This is a genomic window from Priestia sp. D51 (genome assembly GCF_053345675.1).
Map to the genome: position 1 here is coordinate 125975 of NZ_JBLTIR010000005.1, position 15618 is coordinate 141592.

Consider the following 15618-nt stretch of genomic DNA (forward strand, 5'->3'; position numbering starts at 1 on the left):
CTTACGCGTATAAAGGGTTATAGAAGGAAAATAAATATTATTTTTTAAGAAGATGAGCCTTTTTACTCAAAATAAAAAACGTTGCGTAATCCGCAACGTTTTAAGACGCCCTCGACAGGATTCGAACCCACCCTAAGAGAACCGGAATCTCTTGTGCTATCCACTACACTACGAGGGCATATTTGTCACAACTTCCATTATAGGAGAGAAAACTTCTCTTTTCAATAGAATACTACGTTTATTTTTTTTAGAAGGGGGAAAAATTTTAATAATGTCAAAGAGGAATACATAGTCTTTTAAGCGAATATGTGTAGTAGAGGTTCTTTTGTTTGACCTTTATTGACCATACGTGTATTATAGGTACATAACAAATTATTCTTGTTAAGGAGGAATTTAATATGAACTTAATTCCTACAGTTATTGAACAAACAAACCGTGGTGAACGTGCTTATGACATTTATTCACGTTTATTAAAAGACCGCATTATTATTTTAGGTAGTGCTATTGATGATAATGTAGCTAACTCGATCGTTTCTCAGCTTCTATTCTTAGCTGCTGAAGACCCAGAAAAAGATATCTCACTTTATATCAACAGCCCAGGTGGCTCTATTACAGCTGGAATGGCTATCTATGATACGATGCAATTCATTAAGCCAAAAGTTTCTACAATTTGTATCGGTATGGCTGCATCAATGGGTGCTTTCTTACTGGCTGCTGGTGAAAAGGGCAAACGTTTTGCTCTTCCAAACAGCGAAGTAATGATTCATCAACCTCTTGGTGGTGCTCAAGGACAAGCTACTGAAATCGAAATTGCGGCAAAACGTATTCTATTCTTACGTGAAAAACTAAATTCAATTTTAGCTGAGCGTACAGGTCAACCGTTAGAAGTGCTACAACGTGATACAGATCGTGATAATTTCATGACTGCTGAACGCGCTTTAGAATACGGTCTAATTGACAAAGTATTAGAAAACGACCCTAAATAAGAAAAAAGCCTTTCCCACTTTGGGAAAGGCTTTTTTATGCATCGTTCTCTACGTAAGCGACTAACGCATCCATTGCTTCTTTTTCATCTACCCCTTCAACAATGAGCGTAATAAGAGAACCGTTATTAATCGCTAAGCTCATTAACCCCATGATACTTTTAGCGTTGACTACTTTCTCATCTTTCTTCAAGTACACATCAGATGTAAAACGAGTTGCTTCTTGCACGAATAGTGCCGCAACACGAGCTTGTAATCCCGTTTTTAATTTTACTTCTACTTGTTTTTCCATGATAAAATCCTCCCCCTTGCAATTCCCCTTATGTGACTGGCTGACCGGCGCGAAGCTTGTCTGCTATTTGGTCAATTTTACGCAATCGATGGTTAATGCCTGATTTGCTAATTTGACCTCCAGATACCATCTCACCAAGCTCCTTTAACGTAACGTCTTGATATTCCACACGCAAACGAGCAATTTCTCTTAGCTTTTCTGGTAAGATATCTAATCCAGCTGTTTCATCAATATAACGAATGTTTTCCACTTGACGAATGGCCGCTCCGATTGTTTTGTTTAAGTTAGCTGTTTCACAATTAACTAAGCGATTAACGGAATTTCGCATATCTCGGACAATTCTTACATCCTCAAACCGTAAAAGAGCGTTATGGGCTCCAATGATATTTAGAAACTCCGTAATTTTTTCAGCTTCTTTCAAATAGTTAATATAGCCTTTTTTTCGTTCTAATGTTTTACTATTCAATTGAAATTCGTTCATTAAATTGCATAAAGCTTCGTTGTGCTCTTCATACAATGAAAAGATTTCAAGATGGTACGATGATGTCTCCGGGTTATTAATAGAGCCGCCGGCTAAAAATGCGCCTCTTAAGTAGGATCGCTTACAGCATTTCTTTTGTACTAGCTCTGGTGAAATACGATGTGTAAACGTGAATCCTTCTTCTACAATTTTTAAGTCTTCCAAAAGCATTCTTGTTTTCTCTACTAATCGAACAATATACACATTGTTTTTCTTCAGCCGCATTTTCTTACGTACAAGCAGTTCTACTGACACATCATAATTTTTCTTAAGCAGGACATAAATGCGTCGAGCAATCGCTGCATTTTCAGTTTGGACATCAACTGTGAATTTTTTATTCGAAAAAGAAAGTGAACCATTCATTCGAATTAATGCAGAGAGCTCTGCTTTTGCACAGCAATCCTTGACTTCTAAATTCGTTAACTCTTTTTTTGTTTCTGATGCAAATGACATAACTTCACCTCCAATCTACATACGGAAATAGTGTTAAACACCAGTATTCGCTTTACCTTGCAGCGATGTCAGCATAGAATACACAAGCTTTGCTACTTTTTTTGTATCATGCCTAATTACGCTGCCGTCATACTGGATAATTTGATCTTCAATCACTTCTAACCCTAATTTTAGCAATACTTCACGGTCATATTCTACAGGCTGAGCCTGCTCTACTTGATATTTCTTTTTTAAAGGTGCCGGAATAGGTGCATTATTGACAATAATCGCATCTAAAAACGCACACGGCATATGGTTGTAAAGCGCTTTAATATGATCACTTGCCTTAAAACCCAATGTCTCACCCGGCTGCGTCATCACGTTGCACACGTACACTTTCTTTGCTTTTGTCGAACAAAGCTCATTACAAATATCTTGCACCAGTAAATTCGGCAAAATACTTGTATAAAGACTTCCCGGCCCCAATACAATTAAATCAGCGCGTCGAATAGCTTTTATTGTCTCGACAAGCGGTTTCACATCGGCAGGCGATAAAAACACTTTATTAATTTTTTTATTAACTTCTGGAATTTTAGATTCACCTGTTACGATGGATCCATCTTGCATCTCCGCATGCAGCACAACACTTTGATTAGCTGCCGGAAGCACTTTCCCTCTGACGTTTAGTACTTTGCTCATTTCTCGTATAGCATGCACAAAATCGCCAGTAATAGACGTCATAGCTGCAAGCAACAAATTGCCAAGAGAATGGCCTGTAAGCTCATTTCCTGTATCAAATCGATGTTGAAAAAGCTCTTCAACTAGTGGCTCTACATCAGATAAAGCAGCTAGCACATTTCGAATATCACCAGGAGCAGGGATTTCAAGTTCATCGCGCAATCGGCCAGAACTTCCCCCGTCGTCTGCTACGGTTACGATGGCTGTAAGATCAAGAGGGTATTCCTTCAACCCTCTTAACAGCACTGGTAAACCCGTTCCTCCCCCAATGACGACAACTTTTGGAAGCTGTTCACTGCTCATCTATGATTTTCCTTTCTCCTCTCAATGTCACGATGAGAAATATGAGTTTTGTATTCATTCTGGAAATGGTGACCTAAATATTCAGCTAATGTGACGGAGCGATGCTGTCCCCCTGTACACCCTATAGCGATGACCAGCTGGCTTTTACCTTCTCGCTTGTACTGCGGAAGCATAAACGAAAGTAGGTCTACTACTTTTTCAATGAACTTTTGAGTTTCCGTCCATTTTAATACGTAAGAAGAAACCTCTTCTTCAAGCCCTGTTTTAGGACGCATATGGTCAATATAGTGAGGGTTTGGCAAAAAGCGCACATCAAAGACTAAATCAGCGTCAATAGGCACCCCGTATTTAAAACCAAATGACATCACATTAACAGTAAAAACTTGTGAAGCGTGCGAAGAAAACTGAGTTAAAATCTTTTCTCTAAGCTCTCTTGGCTTTAACTCTGATGTCTCATAAATAAGCTGAGCTCTTCCTTTTAACTCCTCAAGCAGCTCCCGTTCCATACCAATTCCTTCTAACGGTAAACCTGAAGGAGCTAGCGGATGTGAACGTCTCGTTTCTTTGTAGCGCGTCACCAGTACAGAATCTTTTGCATCTAAAAATAAAATTTGTGGCGTGACCCACGTTGTTTCACTCATGTTATCTAATGCTTCAAATAGGCTTTCAAAAAACTCTCTGCCTCGCAAATCCATAACAAGAGCAACTTTATTCATTTTATTCCCTGACTCTTTCATGAGTTCCAAAAATTTCGGTAGCAATGTAGGGGGTAAATTATCTACACAAAAGAACCCTAAATCTTCAAAACTCTGAATTGCTACTGTTTTTCCTGCACCTGACATTCCAGTAATAATCACTAATTGAATATCGCTTACAGACCCAGTACTCATTTTTCATCCCCCTCAATCTATGCATACATGTCTATTTATCATTAACAAGGATCAATTCGATAAGATAATAACTCGAAATCCGTTGTATACGTAAAGTTGCCATAAATAACACCCGACCCTTTTGCTACATAATCGATAATGTGATGATCTCCCGGGGCCATCGGCAATTCACTTACTTCACTCAAATTATGCCAACCGAGTTTGCCTTCTTCTGATTCTAGCACATTTGTCCCATCAAAATCTGTAGCAAAAAAAGTAAACATCATCCACTCAGATGAAATTTGATCGTTTTCTTTCATCGTAAATGTAAAAATACCTTTTACAGTGGGATTTTTCAAATAAATTCCTGTTTCTTCACGAAATTCTCTTACAACAGAGTCTTTTACAGATTCTCCTTGCTCCATTTTCCCACCCGGGGCCACCCACCAGTTTCTTCGTGGCTTTTGAAGCAACAATACTTTATCGTCTTTCATTAATACACAATTTGTGACCCTTTGCATGTTTTCCACCTCATCATATGTATACTGACATTTTCTTTTATTATACTACGAAACAAACTTCTCTCACAACGGAGATGAACTAACTATTACTAAATTTTCTGAAAATAAACGCTTGCTGTTATATACGTAAATTCAATCTGTTATAGTCAAAAAAAAGAGGCATAGGAACACGTCCTATGCCCGACATACATATATTTTATAAAAGGGGGTCAATTACTATCTATATAGTACCCCATCAATGTTTCACAGGTGTTACAGAACAGTTAAAACCGAATTACGTTTTGTAAACGATTGATTTCAGCCTTATTGCTGAATAGCTTTTAACTTTTCTTTTAACTCTTCTACATAGTGCTGAGCCGCTTGAGCAGCAATGCTGCCATCACCTGTAGCTGTTACAATTTGACGAAGAGCCTTTTCACGAACGTCTCCAGCTGCGAACACACCTGGTACTTTTGTTTCCATTTGCTCGTTCGTTTCGATATATCCTTCTTTATTCGTGATGTTTAGGCTTTCGAATGGTTTTGTTAGTGGAACCATTCCAACATAAATGAATACGCCGTCCGCACCAAACTCGCGCTCTTCACCTGTTTTTGTGTCTACTAACGTTACGCTGCCTACTTTACCGTCTTTTTCATTTACTTCTTTGACTGTTGTATTCCAAATAAAATCAACTTTTTCGTTGTCAAATGCACGCTGCTGTAGGATTTTCTGCGCGCGAAGCTCATCGCGTCGGTGAATAATTGTTACTTTTGTTGCGAAGCGTGTTAAATATACGCCTTCCTCAACCGCAGAGTCTCCACCGCCTACAACGACTAGCTCTTTACCTTTAAAGAATGCACCGTCACATACCGCACAATAAGATACGCCGCGGCCGCCTAGTTCTTTTTCTCCTGGCGCACCTAATTTTTTATATTCAGCACCAGTAGCAACGATTACTGAACGTGTTTTATATTCTTTGCTGCCTGCACGAACTGTCTTGTATTCTTCTCCGTCGATGATTTCTTTAATATCACCGTACGCATATTCCGCACCGAATTTTTTTGCATGCTCAAACATTTTGTTAGAAAGGTCAGGACCAAGGATATGATCATAACCTGGATAGTTTTCTACATCTTCCGTATTAGCCATTTGACCGCCTGGAATTCCGCGTTCAATCATTAGTGTTGATAAATCTGCACGAGATGTATATACAGCAGCAGTCATACCTGCTGGACCTGCCCCAATAATAATGACATCATAAATTTTTTCTTCTGTCATTTCTTTACACTCCTTTTAGGAAATTCCTTCGTAGTTGATTCCAAATTTATGGATAATTATTTCGTTACCACTATCCTAATATGTTCTTCCTATTATCGTCTATTTTTTTGCTCAATTTAATAACGTATTCACAATTTTACTGTACTTTCTAACTGTTGCAGCCGAAATGGAATATTGTTTTGCCGCATCGGCTTGAGTAATAGACTGGTTTTGTTCTTTCGCCCATATATATGTGACGGCTGCAGCCCATGCATTTACGTTCACATGCTGAAAATCATAGGATTGTTTATATACCTGTACATATACATAAAACCAAAAGCTTAAAAGATCCTGGGTATCACTTTCAGTCTGCGATTCCATCTCCAGTTCAATAACATCTGCCACCTCAAAAATCACATGTTGTTTATCCTGCCATACATACGTATATACTTCATCCAAAAGTGTACTCATATGTATGGACGATTTGATTTCTTCTAAAAGAAGCAGACGCTGCTGTTCAGGAAGCTTTTTTGCCATATACAAGCTGTAAAGCTGATCGTGAACATTGTTTGTTGCACACTTCTTTTTGGCTGTAACATCCACTTTCGATTGAAAAACCTTCGCAGCTTTTTGACTGATGCGCCAAGGCTCCTCTCCTTCTTTATCAGGAACGTCTTCCAATGCCAGCTTCCACATTTCTTTAGAGAAGGCTTCATGTCCAGTATAGTAAGAGGCGTATGAAAGCCAATAATGAAATGAGTTGTCTCCTTGAAAACCTTGTGTATAAAGCTTTTTTAACCATCTGTATGATAGTTTGTATTGACCAATCAACGCAAATGTTGCTCCAAGCTTATAGCGGTGTTCAAATGACATCGGATAAACGCGGCTAAGCCCGTCTGTAAGCTCCTCAACTTCTTTATGCTTATGGCAATAATAATAGAAAATCAGCTGATTGCATAACGCATGAAGATTTCCAGGGTTTTTCTCCAATACTTCATTCAGCAAATCCATTGCCTCATCAATTTTATTTAAATAAAAATAAGCTAACGCTAAATTATTATATGCAGACCAGAATTCTGGATACTCATCAATTATTTCAGTTAACAAATCCACTGCTTCTTCAAAATTCGTTGCTTCAAGCAGTCGTTTTGCTTGTTCTTGTTTTATAATCAGCATGTCGCCTAGCTGATTTTTAGGCTCTTCATCTTCTTCATCCACATCAATTGATAGTAAATCTAACAGATCTGTAGCCGATCGAAAGAGGTCACCATTTGGAAAATGCTCAATGTAATACATCGCGTATTTTTTTGATTCTTCAAACAGTCCAAGATGCGCATAGCTGTTGGCTATATAGTAGTAACAGCTTCCTAATGTATCGTCCATATGATGAATCACATGGAGAAAAAGCTCGTTGGCATCTTGATAATCTCCCTGCTCCGTTAAAGCTACTCCAACGTTTGTAAGAAGCTGTGGATTACGGGCATTTTCTTTGTTTGCACGCGTTAAATACTTGAGCGCTTTATCTGACTCCTCTTCTTCAAACGCCTGCAGCGCTTTTTCGAAATAGAAGTCACCCGTTTGCGAAAATGGAATTACTTGTGCCATTTTTTGAATTACTTTTGAGTGTTTTTCCATTAAGCCCTCCAAATAAGTTGATAATTTCGACGTTCGTAGTATATCACATTTGCCAAGAAGTTTAATACCTCTATTCAAAAAAGGAGCCTGCAAGCAGTCGTTTCTTGACGCAAATAAGAGAAGGTTTTGCCTCTTTTATCTAAAATGAGACAACTCCTTCTCTCCTTTCACTATGTAGCTATTAGCTAGAGTGACGTTCCTTTAATACTGATAGGACATCGTCCAAAGGCAGCTTTTGCTCACGAAGTAAAACAAGTACGTGGTACAGTAAATCCGCAACTTCCCACTTCAGCTCATCATGGTCACGATTTTTTGCTGCAATAATCACTTCACCTGCTTCTTCTCCTACTTTTTTGAGGATTTTATCTACGCCTTTATCGAATAAGTACGTCGTATAAGCTCCTTCTGGCATTTCAGCTTCACGCTTAGCAATCACTTCTTCTAGCTCATTAATAATAGCAAACCGATTATCATTTTGTTTATTTTCGCCAAGAATTGTTTCATTAAAACAGCTGTAAGCCCCCGTATGACAAGCAGGACCTTGAGGCTCCACTTTTACAACAAGAGAATCAGCATCACAGTCATATGCCATGCTCACAATTTTTTGTGTGTTCCCAGAGGTTGCGCCCTTGTGCCATAACTCTTGTCGAGAACGGCTGTAAAACCATGTTTCACATGTATCAATTGATTTTTGAAGTGATTCTTCGTTCATATAAGCCAATGTTAAAACTTCTTTGCTCACAGCATCTTGTACAATAGCTGGCACAAGTCCATCACTGTTGAATTTAATGTTTTCAATCGTCATCGAATGCTCACTCCTTGTTGTTTTGCATAGCTTTTAATTTCTTTTACAGATGTTTCTTTATAGTGAAAGATCGAAGCCGCCAAAGCCGCGTCAGCTTCTCCTTTTTCAAACGCATCGACAAAATCTTGACCATTTCCTGCGCCGCCAGAAGCAATAACAGGAACGCTCACCGCTTGGCTGACTGCTTTGGTTAACGCTAAATCAAACCCTGACTTTTCGCCGTCTTTATCCATACTCGTTAACAAGATCTCACCCGCACCGCGCTTCACTGCTTCTCTTGCCCAGTCGATTACTTCCCAGTCCGTTGCATTGCGGCCTCCGTGTGTATAGACTCGCCATGATTGTAAGCTTTCATCGTACTTAGCATCGATTGCTACCACAATACACTGAGCTCCAAAAAAGTCGGACCCTTCTGTAATCAGTGCTGGATTGAGTACGGCCGCTGTATTTAATGACACTTTGTCTGCACCAGCACGAAGCATTCTCTTCATATCTTCTAATGCATTAATTCCTCCGCCCACCGTAAAAGGAATCGCTAGCTGAGATGCTACTTCTTCTACAACATGTACCATTGTTTTGCGTCCTTCATGAGAAGCAGAAATATCTAAAAAGACTAATTCATCTGCGCCTTCTTCATCATAAAATTTCGCCAACTCTACAGGATCTCCTGCATCTCGAAGTTCCACAAACTGAACTCCTTTTACCACACGGCCGTCCTTTACATCTAAACAAGGAATGATTCGTTTTGTAATCATTACGCTTTCACCTCTTGAAGTGCTTCAGCTACTGTAAACTTATTTGTATAAAGTGCTTTCCCTACAATCGCACCAATAACGCCGTCAGCTTCATATTTCTTTAGTGCATCTAGATCAGCAAGCTTACTAACTCCCCCTGATGCAATCACACCTTTTCCAGTAGCCTTAGCCATTTCAACAATTCCTTCCACATTAGGACCAGACAGCATACCATCTGTAGAAATATCCGTGAAAATAAATGTTTCCGCACCAGCATTAGCCAATTCTTTTCCTAGTTCTGTCGCTTTGATTGTAGATGTTTCCACCCAGCCTTCCGTCGCAACATAGCCATCACGTGCATCAATACCAATAGCAATACGCGCACCATATTCCTTCAACATTTTTTTCACAAATTCAGGATTTGAAATAGCTGCACTTCCTAAAATAACGCGGTCAATTCCGTTTTCTAAATAGTAAGCAACGTCAGCTTCTGAGCGAATGCCTCCTCCAATTTGCACACGTACATTTAATTTCTTTTTCACGCCTAGCACAAATTCATCATTCACGCGCTTAGCCGCTTTTGCGCCGTCTAAATCAACCATGTGAATCCACTGAGCGCCTTCACTTGCGAATTGTGTGGCCATATCTACCGGAGAGTCTCCGTACACCGTTTCTTTTGTGTAATCTCCTTGAAGCAAACGGACGCACTTCCCTCCGCGCATATCAATGGCTGGATATATTTCAAATTTGCTCATACGATGGGCTCCTTTTCTCTACGAAGTTTGCATAATTTTGAAGCATTTGCATTCCGATTGCACTGCTTTTTTCAGGGTGGAATTGAGTGCCAAATACGTGTTCTTTTCCAACAACTGCTGGAACTTCAACATCATAAGGACTTGTTGCTAAAAGCACGTCTTGGTCGTTTGTTTTTACGTAATAAGAGTGAACAAAGTACACGTGACCTGCACTGATTCCATCAAGCAGAGCGGACTGCTGATGAAAATCTAAAGAGTTCCAGCCCATATGCGGAACTTTATATGTCTGTCCTTCGGCAGTAATGCCGGGAATACGCTCGACTCTCCCTTTTAACAGTTCCAGCCCTTTTGTTACACCGTTCTCATCGCTTTCTTCAAATAAAAGCTGCATACCTAAACAAATTCCAAGCAAAGGCATTCCTTTTTCTACTTCTTCTTTAATAAAGTCCGTCAGCTTTGTTTGATTCAGCTGTTCCATCGCATCTTTGAATGCTCCAACTCCAGGAAGAATCAGCCCTTTTGCCTTTCTTAGTTCTGCAGGATCTGCGGAGATGATATAGTCATAGTTTAATCGTTCAAGAGCTTTACTTACGCTGTATAAGTTTCCCATCCCATAGTCAATAATGCCAATCATTTACAACATCCCTTTCGTCGAAGGCACACCTTTGACACGCGGATCAATCGTTGTCGCTTCGTCCAAAGCACGTGCTAATGCCTTAAATACTGCTTCAATAATGTGGTGCGTATTTTTACCGTAGTGTACGATTACATGTACATTCATGCGAGATTCTAATGCAAATTTCCATAAAAATTCATATACAAGCTCTGTATCAAATGTACCGACGCGCGAAGCGGGAATGTCACCTTTAAATTCAAAATGAGGACGATTGCTTAAATCTACTACGACTTGGGCTAACGCGTCATCCATTGGTACAAACGCATTTCCATAGCGTTTAATTCCTTTTTTATCACCGAGCGCTTCTTTGAACGTTTGACCAAGGCAAATACCGATATCTTCCGTTGTATGGTGATCATCAATCTCCGTGTCTCCATCTGCTTTTACATCAAGGTTAAACTGTCCGTGTTTTGTAAATAAATCGAGCATATGATTTAAAAAAGGAACGCCTGTATCAATGTTCGCTTTTCCTTCTCCATCGATTCCAATCGCTAATGCAATATCCGTTTCGTTTGTTGTACGTTTAATACTTGACTCTCTCATTGTGAAACTCCTTTCAACTGTGCATGTAATAAGTAAAGAAAAGAACATTTCTACTCTTTTTTTTAATCTCCGCCTTATTTTTTAAAGCGTTCTTCAACCGCCCTTGCATGAGCTTCTAGCCCTTCTAAACGAGCAAACGCTGCGATTTTTGAGACATTTTTCTGCAGGGCTTGTTGGCTGTATGAAATAATACTAGACTTCTTCACAAATGAATCAACTGATAAAGGACTTGAGAATTTTGCTGTCCCATTGGTTGGAAGAACATGGTTTGGTCCTGCGAAATAATCGCCAACAGGTTCTGAACTGTATCTTCCTAGAAAAATAGCACCGGCATGACGAATGGAACCTAAAAGTTCAAGCGGACTTTCAGTCATAATTTCTAAATGCTCAGGGGCTAATTGATTAACAGCTTCAACCGCTTCTTCTAATGACCCGGTCACATAAATAGCGCCATGGTTATCAATAGAAGGTTTGGCAATTTCTTTACGTGGTAAAGATTCTACTTGCATTTCCACTTCTTCTTTAACAGCTTCGGCTAACTTCATAGAAGGCGTAACTAAAATACTTGAAGCTAATTTGTCATGTTCTGCTTGAGACAATAAATCAGCGGCCACTTCGTTCGGCTTAGCCGTATCGTCTGCTAGTACGACAATTTCACTAGGTCCAGCAATTGAGTCAATGTCTACTAAGCCATATACTTCTCTCTTCGCCAATGCAACAAAGATATTACCAGGCCCTACAATTTTATCGACGGGTTGAATTGTTTCTGTTCCATAGGCAAGTGCTCCTACTGCCTGAGCTCCCCCTACTTTATAAATCTCTTCGACCCCAAGCTCACTCGCTGCTACAACTACTCCAGCAGGAAGCGCGCCGTCTTTTCCTGGAGGTGAAACCATCACGATACGTTTTACACCTGCCACTTGAGCAGGAATGACATTCATTAAAACGGAAGAAGGATACGCTGCAAGACCTCCCGGTACATAAACACCTACTGCATCTAAAGGCGTTACTTTCTGCCCTAAAATGGTGCCGTCTTCTTTTGTTGTCATCCAAGACTGCTCGACCATTCTTTCGTGGTAATCACGAATGTTGTCAGCAGCTTCACGAATGATTGACAGCATATCTGCATCAACCAGCTCATAAGCACGCTTCTTTTCTTGTTCTGTCACAAGCAAAGAAGAAAGCTCAACGCCGTCAAATTGGGCTGTATATCTTTTTAAAGCTTCGTCTTTTTGCTCTTGCACTTGCTTTAAAATATTTACGACAATTTCTCTTTGGGCACTCGTCCCTTGATCAATCGTACGCTTTAAGCTCACTTGTTCTGTTACACGTGTAATTTTCAATGTATGTCACCTCTTTTATACAGGTTGAACCACTTGGGCTAAACGATTCACTAAATCATCAATTCGTTCGTCTTTTAAACGATAGCTTACAGGGTTCACAATCAAACGCGATGTAATATCTTCAATGTGCTCCAATTCAACAAGTCCGTTCTCTTTTAGTGTTTGTCCTGTTGATACAATATCAACAATCCGATCAGCAAGGCCGATTAAAGGCGCTAATTCAATCGAACCATTCAATTTAATAATCTCTACTTGCTCTCCTTGCTCCCTGAAATAAGTAGATGCTACATTTGGATATTTGGTTGCCACTTTTTGAGCAATTTCTGATTTTTTAGCATTAGGCAAGCCGGCAACGGCCAGATGACATTTACTAATATTTAAATCTAACAGCTCATAGACATCTCGTTCTTCTTCTAACATTACGTCTTTGCCTGCAATACCAAGATCCGCTACTCCGTATTCTACATAAGTAGTAACGTCCATTGGTTTCGCTAAAATAAAGCGCATGTTCTCTTCAGGAATGTCTACAATCAGCTTGCGCGAATCGTCAAATTCTGGCGGCAATTGAAAGTCTGCTTGACGCAAAAGTTCAGCTGCTTCTTCAAAAATACGTCCTTTTGGCATTGCAATTGTTAATAGTTCACTCATTATTGTCCCCCCTTGCCTCGTTTTCCAATTAGAAACGTGACTTCTTCAAACTGTGCAGTAAATACATCAACATCATCAACGCCCGCAATTTCCTGAGTCACTACCCGGTATCCTTGCTTGCGCTGTTCAGCAGCTAAAGCTAATGCCTCATCTAAACGCTCTTGACTATATAATATGCCGTATACTACTGAAGGCTCATATACTTCTTCGCCCAGCGCTTCAATTAAGCGGTCGAGCTGAATTCCAAATCCTGTAGCTGGTGTTTTAGACGCGAATTTTTCAAGAAGCTGGTCATAACGTCCTCCATTACCGATATGGAAACCAACGTTTTCAGCAAAAACTTCAAATAAAATACCTGTGTAATAGCTCATATGACTGACTAAGTTAAAATCAATTTTAATTTCATCCGTTACACCGTACGCATCAAGCATATTCCATAGCTTTTTCAAATCACCGGCTGCTTTTTGCCCAGCTTCGTTTTCAACGAGTTCAACCGCTTCTTCAATCTTCTTTTCATCTCCACGCAGGTTAAGCAGCTGAAGGAGACGCTGTTTATCGATAGAAGATAGATTCAAATCTTTTACATGATTACGATAACCCACGTAATTTTTCTCATATAAAAAGCGGCGAAGCACGTTAGCACGTTCTTCATTTCCGACAATCTCTAAAAAAAGCGAATTAACGAACCCGATGTGGCCAATTGCGACTTTAAATGATTTAAGTCCCGCTCTTTTTAATGCGCCGATCATGAGAGCAATGACTTCAGCATCGCTGCTCATCGTAGCGTCTCCAATTAGCTCAACGCCTATTTGTTCAAACTCCGCCGGGCGGCCACCCTCACGCTGCTGAGCTCGGAATACATTTGCTTCATAAGCTAAGCGCAAAGGAGAATTATTTAAAAGTTTTGAAGCGGCCACACGTGCAAATGGCGTTGTTACATCCGGTCGCAGCACAAGCGTATGCCCTTCTTTATCTAAAAGTTTAAACAATTGTTGATCTAAAATAGCTGATGCGCTTCCTACCGTCTCGTAGTATTCCACAGTAGGTGTTGCCATATATTGATAGCCCCAGCTGCTGATTTCATCTGCCAGCTGACTGCGAACTTGTTTTTTTCTTTCAAAAAGAGCTGGCAGGGTATCTCTCATTCCAAGGGGTTTTTCAAACATAAATAACTTTGACATTCTGACACGTCCTTTAAGCTTGATTTTATCTATTAAGGAACCATTGATAGGTTGATTTTACTTTATCGCGCTAATGTATTAGCGAAATAACAAATTAAAGTTATTGATAGTTTACACCCGATAAAGTCAGCCGTCAACCGCCAGCTGTTCAAATTTACAAAAAAAACCACAGCTTAGTTCTTGCTAAGTTGTGGCTTTAGGTTCTGCTTCCCTGCGCTTTTCCATTTCTTCTTTTGTATAGATGACACGCATAGGGTTACCTCCAACAAAGAAACCGGGTGCTACATCTTTATGAACCACCGTTCCAGCCGCTACAACCGCTTCGTTGCCGATTGTTACACCTGGAAGGATGGTGCTATTTGCTCCAATCATCACTTCATCCCCAATGATGACATCTCCAAGACGATATTCCGTTATCAGATATTCATGAGCGAGAATAGTGGTATTGTATCCAATGACCGTATTGCGTCCTACTTGTATTTTTTCAGGAAACATAATATCGAGCATCACCATAAGGGCAAAGGATGTTTGAGGTCCTACTTTCATCCCTAAGCACGCTTTATACAGCCAGTTTTTCATCGAAAGAAAAGGCGTATAACGAGCGCATTGAATGATGAGGAAGTTGCGCACTACTTTCCAAAAAGGCACGGTCTTATAGACATGCCAAAGGGAGTTAGCTCCTTTAACCGGATAGCGCGTTGTTTTTCTCACTGACGTTCTCCTTTTAATATATCAATTAAATCCGTCATATTTTCTAAAATAATATCAGGGTTATAAGAAGCGATATGATCTCTTCCTTTTGCACTCCAAGCAACTCCAGCTGTTTTCGTGTAAGCTCTTTGGCCGGAAACGATATCGTGATGGTTATCTCCTACCATCAGCGCTTCTTCAGGTTTAGCATCAAGCAGATTCAGCGCTTTTTCGACCGGCTCAGGATGCGGCTTTGCATTTGTTACGTCTTCAATTGCGACAATCGTATCAAAGAACTGATCTAACTTTGTTAACTTAAGCCCCATCATGACCGTATTTCTTTGCTTAGTTGTGACAATACCTAATTTATAATTCTGCTCGTGCAGCCATTTAACTGTTTCAAGTACGCCTTCAAATTCTTTCACAAGCAAATCATGATTGGCTAGATTATGCGTGCGATACATCTCAATCATTTCGTTTACTTTCGTTTTATCCATTTCTACAAACGTGTCGTATAAAGGCGGACCCATGAACTGTAAAATATCTTCACGAGTGTATTGTTCAGGATAATAGTGATTAAGCGTATGAGTAAACGAAGCAATAATTAATTCATTTGTATCAATTAACGTACCGTCTAAATCAAACAAAACCGTATTAATCGTCATTATTCATTTCCTTCCCTTGCGTCAAATCAAGTTTGTCTAAACCTTGTAG

The 15618-nt window shown here is 39.8% G+C and carries 18 protein-coding genes and 1 tRNA gene; 1 reads left to right on the forward strand and 18 read right to left on the reverse strand.

Going from position 1 to position 15618, the window contains the following annotated elements:
* Nucleotides 1-106: 106 nt before the first annotated feature.
* Nucleotides 107-178 (reverse strand) — tRNA-Arg (locus ACNHOZ_RS20365).
* Between the two features lie 220 nt (nucleotides 179-398).
* Between ACNHOZ_RS20365 and clpP the strand changes: the two genes are divergently transcribed.
* A complete protein-coding gene (gene clpP / locus ACNHOZ_RS20370) occupies nucleotides 399-986 on the forward strand; it encodes an ATP-dependent Clp endopeptidase proteolytic subunit ClpP (protein ID WP_013059707.1) in 588 nt (195 codons plus the stop codon).
* A 34-nt stretch (nucleotides 987-1020) separates the two neighbouring features.
* Here clpP and ACNHOZ_RS20375 read toward each other — a convergent pair whose 3' ends face one another.
* From ACNHOZ_RS20375 to ppaX, 17 genes are all read right to left on the reverse strand, one after another.
* Nucleotides 1021-1275: an HPr family phosphocarrier protein gene (locus ACNHOZ_RS20375; protein ID WP_013059708.1), complete on the reverse strand. Its 255-nt coding sequence runs from the start codon at nucleotides 1273-1275 to the stop codon at nucleotides 1021-1023.
* A gap of 28 nt (nucleotides 1276-1303) precedes the next feature.
* Complete coding sequence (whiA, locus tag ACNHOZ_RS20380; RefSeq protein ID WP_013085390.1) at nucleotides 1304-2248, reverse strand: DNA-binding protein WhiA; 945 nt, start codon at nucleotides 2246-2248, stop codon at nucleotides 1304-1306.
* 33 nt (nucleotides 2249-2281) lie between these two features.
* A complete protein-coding gene (locus ACNHOZ_RS20385) occupies nucleotides 2282-3268 on the reverse strand; it encodes a gluconeogenesis factor YvcK family protein (RefSeq protein ID WP_028412048.1) in 987 nt (328 codons plus the stop codon).
* Nucleotides 3265-4158 carry an RNase adapter RapZ gene (gene rapZ, locus ACNHOZ_RS20390; RefSeq protein WP_013059711.1) on the reverse strand — a complete coding sequence of 298 codons (894 nt, stop codon included), beginning with the start codon at nucleotides 4156-4158 and terminating at the stop codon, nucleotides 3265-3267. The genes ACNHOZ_RS20385 and rapZ overlap by 4 nt, the downstream gene beginning before the upstream one ends.
* Before the next feature lie 41 nt (nucleotides 4159-4199).
* Nucleotides 4200-4658, reverse strand: a complete 459-nt coding sequence (locus ACNHOZ_RS20395; protein WP_013059712.1) for an 8-oxo-dGTP diphosphatase — start codon at nucleotides 4656-4658, stop codon at nucleotides 4200-4202.
* Nucleotides 4659-4961: 303 nt separating this feature from the next.
* Nucleotides 4962-5915 carry a thioredoxin-disulfide reductase gene (trxB, locus tag ACNHOZ_RS20400; protein WP_013059713.1) on the reverse strand — a complete coding sequence of 318 codons (954 nt, stop codon included), beginning with the start codon at nucleotides 5913-5915 and terminating at the stop codon, nucleotides 4962-4964.
* Between the two features lie 111 nt (nucleotides 5916-6026).
* The gene (locus ACNHOZ_RS20405) at nucleotides 6027-7529 is read right to left on the reverse strand and encodes a tetratricopeptide repeat protein (protein ID WP_099000234.1); all 1503 of its coding nucleotides are present in this window, start codon (nucleotides 7527-7529) and stop codon (nucleotides 6027-6029) included.
* Between the two features lie 181 nt (nucleotides 7530-7710).
* Nucleotides 7711-8334, reverse strand: a complete 624-nt coding sequence (gene hisIE / locus ACNHOZ_RS20410; protein ID WP_033580421.1) for a bifunctional phosphoribosyl-AMP cyclohydrolase/phosphoribosyl-ATP diphosphatase HisIE — start codon at nucleotides 8332-8334, stop codon at nucleotides 7711-7713.
* Nucleotides 8331-9089, reverse strand: a complete 759-nt coding sequence (hisF, locus tag ACNHOZ_RS20415; RefSeq protein WP_025752585.1) for an imidazole glycerol phosphate synthase subunit HisF — start codon at nucleotides 9087-9089, stop codon at nucleotides 8331-8333. The genes hisIE and hisF overlap by 4 nt, the downstream gene beginning before the upstream one ends.
* On the reverse strand, nucleotides 9089-9823 hold the full coding sequence (gene hisA, locus ACNHOZ_RS20420; RefSeq protein ID WP_025752584.1) for a 1-(5-phosphoribosyl)-5-[(5-phosphoribosylamino)methylideneamino]imidazole-4-carboxamide isomerase: 735 nt from the start codon (nucleotides 9821-9823) through the stop codon (nucleotides 9089-9091). The genes hisF and hisA overlap by 1 nt, the downstream gene beginning before the upstream one ends.
* Complete coding sequence (gene hisH / locus ACNHOZ_RS20425; RefSeq protein ID WP_034264272.1) at nucleotides 9810-10457, reverse strand: imidazole glycerol phosphate synthase subunit HisH; 648 nt, start codon at nucleotides 10455-10457, stop codon at nucleotides 9810-9812. The genes hisA and hisH overlap by 14 nt, the downstream gene beginning before the upstream one ends.
* A complete protein-coding gene (gene hisB, locus ACNHOZ_RS20430) occupies nucleotides 10458-11042 on the reverse strand; it encodes an imidazoleglycerol-phosphate dehydratase HisB (protein ID WP_013059719.1) in 585 nt (194 codons plus the stop codon).
* Between the two features lie 74 nt (nucleotides 11043-11116).
* Nucleotides 11117-12385: a histidinol dehydrogenase gene (hisD, locus tag ACNHOZ_RS20435; RefSeq protein WP_275210650.1), complete on the reverse strand. Its 1269-nt coding sequence runs from the start codon at nucleotides 12383-12385 to the stop codon at nucleotides 11117-11119.
* Nucleotides 12386-12400: 15 nt separating this feature from the next.
* Nucleotides 12401-13033 (reverse strand): ATP phosphoribosyltransferase, encoded by a 633-nt coding sequence (gene hisG, locus ACNHOZ_RS20440; RefSeq protein ID WP_013059721.1) that lies wholly within the window; start codon nucleotides 13031-13033, stop codon nucleotides 12401-12403.
* Nucleotides 13033-14214 (reverse strand): ATP phosphoribosyltransferase regulatory subunit, encoded by a 1182-nt coding sequence (locus ACNHOZ_RS20445; RefSeq protein WP_028412043.1) that lies wholly within the window; start codon nucleotides 14212-14214, stop codon nucleotides 13033-13035. The genes hisG and ACNHOZ_RS20445 overlap by 1 nt, the downstream gene beginning before the upstream one ends.
* 183 nt (nucleotides 14215-14397) lie before the next feature.
* Nucleotides 14398-14925: an acyltransferase gene (locus ACNHOZ_RS20450; RefSeq protein WP_013059723.1), complete on the reverse strand. Its 528-nt coding sequence runs from the start codon at nucleotides 14923-14925 to the stop codon at nucleotides 14398-14400.
* Entirely contained in the window at nucleotides 14922-15569 is a 648-nt protein-coding gene (gene ppaX / locus ACNHOZ_RS20455) for a pyrophosphatase PpaX (protein ID WP_033580418.1), read from the reverse strand. The genes ACNHOZ_RS20450 and ppaX overlap by 4 nt, the downstream gene beginning before the upstream one ends.
* Nucleotides 15570-15618: the final 49 nt, after the last annotated feature.

Excerpts from the sequence above, each read along its gene's own strand:
- clpP (WP_013059707.1), top strand. The coding sequence starts at position 399 with ATGAACTTAATTCCTACAGTTATTGAACAAACAAACCGTGGTGAACGT.
- ACNHOZ_RS20375 (WP_013059708.1), bottom strand. The coding sequence starts at position 1,275 with ATGGAAAAACAAGTAGAAGTAAAATTAAAAACGGGATTACAAGCTCGT.
- whiA (WP_013085390.1), bottom strand. The coding sequence starts at position 2,248 with ATGTCATTTGCATCAGAAACAAAAAAAGAGTTAACGAATTTAGAAGTC.
- ACNHOZ_RS20385 (WP_028412048.1), bottom strand. The coding sequence starts at position 3,268 with ATGAGCAGTGAACAGCTTCCAAAAGTTGTCGTCATTGGGGGAGGAACG.
- rapZ (WP_013059711.1), bottom strand. The coding sequence starts at position 4,158 with ATGAGTACTGGGTCTGTAAGCGATATTCAATTAGTGATTATTACTGGA.
- ACNHOZ_RS20395 (WP_013059712.1), bottom strand. The coding sequence starts at position 4,658 with ATGCAAAGGGTCACAAATTGTGTATTAATGAAAGACGATAAAGTATTG.
- trxB (WP_013059713.1), bottom strand. The coding sequence starts at position 5,915 with ATGACAGAAGAAAAAATTTATGATGTCATTATTATTGGGGCAGGTCCA.
- ACNHOZ_RS20405 (WP_099000234.1), bottom strand. The coding sequence starts at position 7,529 with ATGGAAAAACACTCAAAAGTAATTCAAAAAATGGCACAAGTAATTCCA.
- hisIE (WP_033580421.1), bottom strand. The coding sequence starts at position 8,334 with ATGACGATTGAAAACATTAAATTCAACAGTGATGGACTTGTGCCAGCT.
- hisF (WP_025752585.1), bottom strand. The coding sequence starts at position 9,089 with ATGATTACAAAACGAATCATTCCTTGTTTAGATGTAAAGGACGGCCGT.
- hisA (WP_025752584.1), bottom strand. The coding sequence starts at position 9,823 with ATGAGCAAATTTGAAATATATCCAGCCATTGATATGCGCGGAGGGAAG.
- hisH (WP_034264272.1), bottom strand. The coding sequence starts at position 10,457 with ATGATTGGCATTATTGACTATGGGATGGGAAACTTATACAGCGTAAGT.
- hisB (WP_013059719.1), bottom strand. The coding sequence starts at position 11,042 with ATGAGAGAGTCAAGTATTAAACGTACAACAAACGAAACGGATATTGCA.
- hisG (WP_013059721.1), bottom strand. The coding sequence starts at position 13,033 with ATGAGTGAACTATTAACAATTGCAATGCCAAAAGGACGTATTTTTGAA.
- ACNHOZ_RS20445 (WP_028412043.1), bottom strand. The coding sequence starts at position 14,214 with ATGTCAAAGTTATTTATGTTTGAAAAACCCCTTGGAATGAGAGATACC.
- ppaX (WP_033580418.1), bottom strand. The coding sequence starts at position 15,569 with ATGACGATTAATACGGTTTTGTTTGATTTAGACGGTACGTTAATTGAT.